Source organism: Paenibacillus ihuae (assembly GCF_001368795.1).
In the GTDB taxonomy this organism is placed as follows: Bacteria; Bacillota; Bacilli; order Paenibacillales; family Paenibacillaceae; genus Paenibacillus_AQ; species Paenibacillus_AQ ihuae.
In genome coordinates this window covers 1495687-1502332 of the sequence record NZ_LN831198.1, presented here as the reverse complement: position 1 = coordinate 1502332, position 6646 = coordinate 1495687, and the positions used below count along the sequence as shown (strand labels likewise).

Genomic DNA, 6646 nt, shown 5'->3' with positions numbered 1-6646 from the left:
TTATGATGAGCTGGTTAATGTACGCACGAGGATTGCAAGGAAGCTAGGCTATCCCAGCTTTGTTGAGCTTGGCTATGACCGGATGAACCGTACGGATTATGATGCCGGCATGGTTGCAGGCTTCCGCAAACAGGTGCTTGAGCAAATCGTTCCAGTAGCCCAGAAATTGAAGCAGCGTCAGGCGGAGCGCCTGGGTCTTGACACGCTGAAGTTCTATGATGAGAGCCTTACCTTTAATAGCGGCAATGCCACGCCAAAGGGCGACCCGGAGTGGATCTTGGCTAATGGTGCGAAAATGTATCAAGAGCTTTCGCCCGAAACGGACGAATTCTTTACATTTATGCAAAAGAACGAGCTTATGGATCTGTTAAGCAAAAGCGCCAAACAATCCGGCGGGTACTGCACCTATCTCAACAAGTATCAGGCACCGTTCATTTTTTCTAACTTTAACGGAACCTCAGAAGATATCGATGTATTGACCCATGAAGTAGGCCACGCCTTCCAGGTATATACCAGCCGCAGCCTGCTTGTGCCCGAGTACGCCTTTCCTACCTATGAAGCCGCAGAAATCCACTCGATGAGTATGGAGTTTTTTGCCTGGCCGTGGATGAACCTGTTCTTTGAAGAGGACGCTGATAAGTACCGGTTCAACCATCTGGCGGGCAGCCTGGAATTTATTCCTTACGGCGTTGCCGTTGATGAATTCCAGCATTATGTTTACAGCCATCCTGAAGCGACGCCCCTTGAGCGCAAACAGGCCTGGCGGGAAATCGAGCAGAGATACTTGCCGCACCGCGACTACGGCGGCAACAGCTACTTGGAACACGGCGGATTCTGGCAGAAGCAGACCCATATTTTCCGCAGCCCTTTTTACTATATTGATTATACATTGGCCCAGCTCTGCGCCTTCCAGTTCTGGAAACGCTCAGGTGAGGATTTCGCGCATGCCTGGAGTGATTACTTGACGCTCTGTAAGGCTGGAGGCAGTAAGTCCTTTGTTGAACTCGTAGAACTGGCCGGACTCATCTCACCGTTCCAAGACGGCTGTGTCGGCTCTGTCATCGGGGATATCGAGGGCTGGTTGAACTCTATCGACGACAAGGCTCTATAGAGCTTAACGCTTCATTACTTATCTAATACCTGCATAGCACAAAGAGACGGCAGACTCCTGCCGTCTCTTTGTACTGAATAGGATCAGGCTATAAGCCCAGGATTAATCCTGCTCATCAGTCCAAATCCGCTTTATTCCAAGCCATGCTCTTTACGGATATTGTACATCCCCTGAAGCAGTAGCTCGGAAGGGTCGCGGTTCAGCTGATAATGCGTATAGAGCAGCTGAAGCGGAATCGCGCAGACATTATTGCCTTCGGTAATTTCCGGGAAGCCTGCTTCAAAAACCGGACCGTGAGTTTCGTTAAACGCCAATCCTGCATGCACTTTTTCCGGTGCGAATTCTTCTTCTACTGTCTTAATGCACAGCGGAATGACCTGATTGTCAATGACCGCCTTAGCCTCGTCTTCACTCTCCGGCTGTTTTGGCAGCGGCTGGCCTCCCTTGGTCTTCATCATTTCGTGGAAGAAGGAGGACACCCAGACCTCAGGACTCTTATCCGACTGGAAGCGCCCTACCAGTTCACGAAGGAAAAAACCGGTTGAATAGACATCCCCGGCCTCGTCCTTGACATGATACAGGAACACTGGCCCGTAGGCTGCCAAGTTCAATACTTGACTGTCCACATCTTTAAAATACATTTTCAAAGCCACCATACCATTATGGTGAACCGCCTTCAGAAGCTCATTCCACTTCTCTTCGGTCATCTCGGGCGGGTTGCTGCTTGTTTCCTCATTAACTGTCTCATTATTCATTATTCATTTCACCCCACTTTCTATCATACCACCAAGCGGCTCCAGGTAAAATATATTCATAGGCCTGATAGTCTGGAGCTCTCCCTACCGCAACAGGAAGAACCGCATAATGGCGGGCTTTAACATCCTTCTATGTCGTATTTTTACAATACAGTGAAAACTATTTCATGTAAAATATTTATAGGCAATCTCACCCATATCCGTACTCTATCATGAAGGAGCGATTCTATGCTGATCCCGCAATTATATTTAAACAACCGTACCAAAGAGGCTATTAAGGTTTATGCCAAGGCTTTTAACACTGCAGTTGATTCAATCATGTATGATCCGGAACAGGAACCCGAAACAGTCGTCATTCATGCAGAGATGCACATCCTGGGCCAAAGAGTCATGCTGAGTGACTACGGCGGCCAAATCGTGAACCCGGCAGATGCTGTACTGGAGCTGGTCGCAGCTTTTGAAGATGAGGAAGCGCTAAAGCAGGCTTATGAGATTATTAAAGAGGGAAGCACAACAATTACACCGCTCGGTCCCGTTTTCTTCAGTCCCTGCATGGTGCAGTTTGCCGATGCCTTTGGCGTCCGCTGGTGTTTCATGGTTTGATTTTCACCGCTAAGGGGAATGAAAAAAATCTGGAACAACATTTCGTCCGCGGAGCGTCCATCCAAGTGTTCACGTTAATCCTACTTAAAAAAAGAGGGCTATCTCAAACAGCCACTTCATGGCTTTTGGGACAGCCCCCTGCGACGTTTGACGAGTGGGGTAATTTATTTAGCAGCTTTAGCTGCGGCAAGAATTGCTTTTAAGTAGCCTTGGGTATCCACAAGTGTTGCTCCGCTGACAGCGTCAACCACTTGCTCCTTAGTTTTGTAAGTAAGGGTTTGTTCAAGTGATTTGATCGTTTTGCCTGTCGCAAATTTCTCAATGGCAGCCATGTTCTTGTCGTAACTAACTGTGGACTTCGCCTCTTCTTTCATATGCTCGCTATAGTATTCGGCATTAGCCTTTTTGGAAGCCAGAACAACGTTAGGATCTTTATAATTCTGTCCGAAATCCTTATCAGAGTTAGGCACTCCCGTTGCCACATCTGTGCTCAGGAATTGATAGTCGTCCAGCGAAGCAGCTACGATTACGCCGTTCTGAACTACCGCAACCGCTACCGTAAAGCATCTGGTGCCATGGGCAGCAGCTTCCACCCGGCCCACTTTAAGCGGTGCGCTTGCTGCGGAAGATACATTATTAAGAGCGCCGCTGTTACCTACACCAACAACCGCCAATGAGATCCCGGCCACCAACAATAATTTTGTTACTTTTTTCACAACCATTCCCCCAGTCCTATTATTAAAACGCTTACATTCTATATTTATCAAATTCTAGCATTTAATACTGTTACAAATGTTACTAGAAAAATGTAAATGTATGGAATTGCGCGTGAACTACCCATTGACTATTATAAAAGCCTTGTGATACATTGTGCATACACGGGATACACAATTTTTAGAGGAGGTATAATATGCTGGCATTAGATATTAGAAATTTAAATAAGAGATATCCTAATTTTCAGATCAAAGATGTATCTTTTCAATTGGAGAAAGGCTACATCATGGGTTTTATCGGAGCCAATGGCGCAGGAAAAACAACCACGATAAAATCGATCTTGAACATGGTTCAAGTCGATAGCGGCGAGATATACATTCTTGGCAAGAACATCGCTGATCACGAAATTGAATTGAAGCAGGAAATCGGATGCGCATTCGGTGATATCGACTTCTATACACGCAGCAAGATCAAGACGCTGACCGATATTACAAAGAAATTCTATAAGAATTGGAATAATGAAACATACTACAATTATCTAAAGAGATTCAAGCTGGATGAGAACAAAAAAATAGCGGAGCTGTCCAGAGGAATGAAGGTAAAGTACAGCTTGGCTCTTGCTTTATCGCATGGCGCAAAGCTGCTCATCCTGGATGAACCGACCAGCGGACTCGACCCTGTCTCAAGAGACGATTTGCTCGATATTTTTCAGGAGCTCATCATGGGCGGCGAGATTAGCATTCTATTCTCTACTCATATTACCTCCGACTTAGAAAGATGTGCGGACTATATAACCTTCATTGAGCATGGGCAAATCATTGCCAGCTCCGAGAAAAACGAATTAAAGGAGTCCTACCGTTTACTCAGCGGCAGCGAAGCCCAATTAAACGAAGTGAGGGAACATTTGATTTCTTACAAAATCAACTCTTTCGGCTTTACCGGACTGATTCATACCAAAGACATGGATCCACTCTCCAACCTAAGGGCCACCACACCGAGCCTCGATGAAATCATGATCTACTTCGCGAAAAAGAAGGAGGATGTATATGTATAATTTGGTAATGAAAGATTTGAAATTAGGCGTAAACCCCTGGTTTTTCGTATTACCCTTAATTATGGGGGGCTTAATGCTTATTCCCGGCTGGATCTACTTTATCGTACCGCTATACTTCTGCTTCATAACAATACCGAATATGTTTGGCGGATTTAAAAGCCAGAATGATTTGATGTTTAGTACGATGATGCCCGTGACCAAAAGAGACATCGTGAAGTCCAGGATAACCGTTGTTGTCATTCTTGAACTCATGCATCTTCTCGCTGCCATGATCTTCAGTATATTTACGTTTCGCTTGTACCCTCATCTGACTTACATTTTCTATCCGCCGCATATGGGTTTTTGGGGATTATGTTTCATCATGCTGGCGATCTTCAACATCATATTTATATCCATCCACTACAAGACGGCGTATAAGTATGGAGCGGCAACCACTGCATCCACTACAGCCGCAATCCTTTTTGCCGGAGTGGCCCAATGGGCCGGAATCCAAAGTCCTTGGGTAAACGACATTTTCTATGGCTCCGGGACGGATAATACAGTGCTGCAGCTATCCATTCTGATGGCGGGCCTCGTAATTTTCATTGTACTCACCTTCATTGCCTATCGGATTGCCGTAAAGAGATTCCTGAAAGTGGAGATATTATGAATGTAACGATTTCGAATACTTCCGAGAAACCGATTTATCAGCAGCTTTACGAGCAGATCAGCGCACAAATTCTGAAAGGCGAGCTGGAAAGCGGCTTTTGTCTACCTCCCATTCGTCAGGCAGCCCTAGAGCTTAATGTTAGCGTAATTACCGTTAAGAAAGCCTGGGAAGAACTTGAACGAAGCGGTTTGATAAATACGGTAACTGGTAAAGGATGTTTTGTAGCCGAATTCTCACAGGGTGATATGCTGCGGATACGTAACGAAATGATCCTGAAGCAAATGGAGAGCGATACATCCTACTACAAGTCCTTTGGTCTCACCCTAGATGAAGTGATTGAGTTGCTGAACAAGATTTATTAATCGAAAGGCGTTCATTGAACGCCTTTTTGCCGTTCCACAGCAATTTGAACTGCCGATGCGTTAAACGATTCCCAACACAGCATTATTAGAATCATCAGGATTCCAATAATTGCAGTACCACTCCACCGTGTTTCTGATTCCTTCTTCAAGAGAAGTTTCTGCAGACCAATTGAGCATAAATTTTGCTTTTTCAGGTGACAGGTGCTGGTGCAAGATTTCACTGTTTTTGTGATGTTCGTACAGTGGTTCAATATGTTCAAGATTCATGGCACGCTGAATGATCTCAATCACTTGTTTGATGTCCCACAATTTACCTGTCCCAAAATTAAAATCGTCACCCTTTCCTTCTCTATCTACAAAATGGTACATAGCCATATACGCGGCAATCAAATCTTGAATATACAAAAAATCTCTCATGTATATTCCGTTTGAAGGAATTCTAATCACTGGGGGCAGTTTTGCATACAGCCGTTGTACGGTACCGGGAATTAAGCGGCGGTAATTCAGGTCGCCACCACCATAAATATTGCCGAAACGGCCTACCGCTATAGGCATATTAAAACTATGTCTATAACTTTGAGCAATAAGATCGGAACAAGCCTTAGATACATCATAGGGATTTCTGCCTTGAATAGGCATATCTTCGTAATAGGGGAGAATAGGACTGTCACCGTATACCTTGTCACTGGACGCAACTAATATTTTCGATACCTGGTCTTGGTGAACACGGCAAGCCTCGAGTAGATTATAGGTACCCTTTACATTGGTTTCAAAAGTTTGCCATGGGATCTGGTAGGCCAAGTCTTGAAGGGAAACAGCAGCGAGGTGAAAGACAGTATTTATTTTTCCGTCTGTAATTGCACGTTCAATCAGGTTGTAATCGGTAATATACCCATAATAGCATCGAATCTCCTTGTCCAATCCCAGCTTTGCAAACTGGCTCCGCGGGTTGAACTCGCTCAAAATAGTGGTTACTTCAGCACCTTGATCAACGAGGTGACGAGTTAGCCAGGCGCCTATAAATCCGGAAGCCCCTGTTACTAAAGCACAGCAATCAGATAATGAGCGTTGCATCATCAAAACCTCCAATGTGTTTTAGTTAAGCCGGAGACATAGGTTGGATTATCCATTTTTGACGATGATATACCTATTACTAAATAATTACAATATTTTTTCAAGATACAACCTAATTCACAGTCGAATACACCAGAAATGTATACCTACACGCAGGAATGTTATAATAAACAGGTTCAAGTTGATCTCCAAATCTATGTAAACGAGAGGAGAAACATCCATGAATACGAAACAGTTAGAGCGGACTCAACATGCGAGCGGCTTTATTGCAGCCTTGGATCAAGGCGGAGGAAGCACTCCGAAAGCATTGCTGCAATACGGTAT

Annotated in this window: 8 protein-coding genes; 5 read left to right on the top strand and 3 right to left on the bottom strand. The window is 44.8% G+C overall.

Annotation, left to right across the window (positions count from 1 at the left end):
* The coding region (locus AQR02_RS06635; RefSeq protein ID WP_054939910.1) for a M3 family oligoendopeptidase at nucleotides 1-1111 on the top strand (1111 nt) is incomplete at its 5' end.
* A 131-nt stretch (nucleotides 1112-1242) separates the two neighbouring features.
* Here the strand turns inward: AQR02_RS06635 and AQR02_RS06630 are convergent.
* Nucleotides 1243-1866, bottom strand: coding sequence for a hypothetical protein (locus tag AQR02_RS06630; protein ID WP_054939909.1), 624 nt, complete (start codon nucleotides 1864-1866; stop codon nucleotides 1243-1245).
* Between the two features lie 228 nt (nucleotides 1867-2094).
* On the opposite strand from AQR02_RS06630, the gene AQR02_RS06625 reads away from it, so the two are divergent.
* Nucleotides 2095-2469 carry a VOC family protein gene (locus tag AQR02_RS06625; protein WP_054939908.1) on the top strand — a complete coding sequence of 125 codons (375 nt, stop codon included), beginning with the start codon at nucleotides 2095-2097 and terminating at the stop codon, nucleotides 2467-2469.
* A gap of 164 nt (nucleotides 2470-2633) precedes the next feature.
* Here the strand turns inward: AQR02_RS06625 and AQR02_RS06620 are convergent, their stop codons facing one another.
* On the bottom strand, nucleotides 2634-3185 hold the full coding sequence (locus tag AQR02_RS06620; RefSeq protein ID WP_054939907.1) for a hypothetical protein: 552 nt from the start codon (nucleotides 3183-3185) through the stop codon (nucleotides 2634-2636).
* Nucleotides 3186-3379: 194 nt separating this feature from the next.
* Between AQR02_RS06620 and AQR02_RS06615 the strand changes: the two genes are divergently transcribed.
* Genes AQR02_RS06615 through AQR02_RS06605 form a run of 3 tightly spaced genes read left to right on the top strand, consistent with a single transcriptional unit; the run spans nucleotide 3380 to nucleotide 5248 of the window.
* Nucleotides 3380-4237, top strand: a complete 858-nt coding sequence (locus tag AQR02_RS06615; RefSeq protein ID WP_054939906.1) for an ABC transporter ATP-binding protein — start codon at nucleotides 3380-3382, stop codon at nucleotides 4235-4237.
* Nucleotides 4230-4886 carry an ABC-2 transporter permease gene (locus AQR02_RS06610; RefSeq protein ID WP_054939905.1) on the top strand — a complete coding sequence of 219 codons (657 nt, stop codon included), beginning with the start codon at nucleotides 4230-4232 and terminating at the stop codon, nucleotides 4884-4886. The genes AQR02_RS06615 and AQR02_RS06610 overlap by 8 nt, the downstream gene beginning before the upstream one ends.
* On the top strand, nucleotides 4883-5248 hold the full coding sequence (locus tag AQR02_RS06605) for a GntR family transcriptional regulator (RefSeq protein WP_054939904.1): 366 nt from the start codon (nucleotides 4883-4885) through the stop codon (nucleotides 5246-5248). The genes AQR02_RS06610 and AQR02_RS06605 overlap by 4 nt, the downstream gene beginning before the upstream one ends.
* Nucleotides 5249-5308: 60 nt before the next feature.
* Here the strand turns inward: AQR02_RS06605 and AQR02_RS06600 are convergent, their stop codons facing one another.
* Complete coding sequence (locus AQR02_RS06600) at nucleotides 5309-6322, bottom strand: GDP-mannose 4,6-dehydratase (RefSeq protein WP_054939903.1); 1014 nt, start codon at nucleotides 6320-6322, stop codon at nucleotides 5309-5311.
* Nucleotides 6323-6646: the final 324 nt, after the last annotated feature.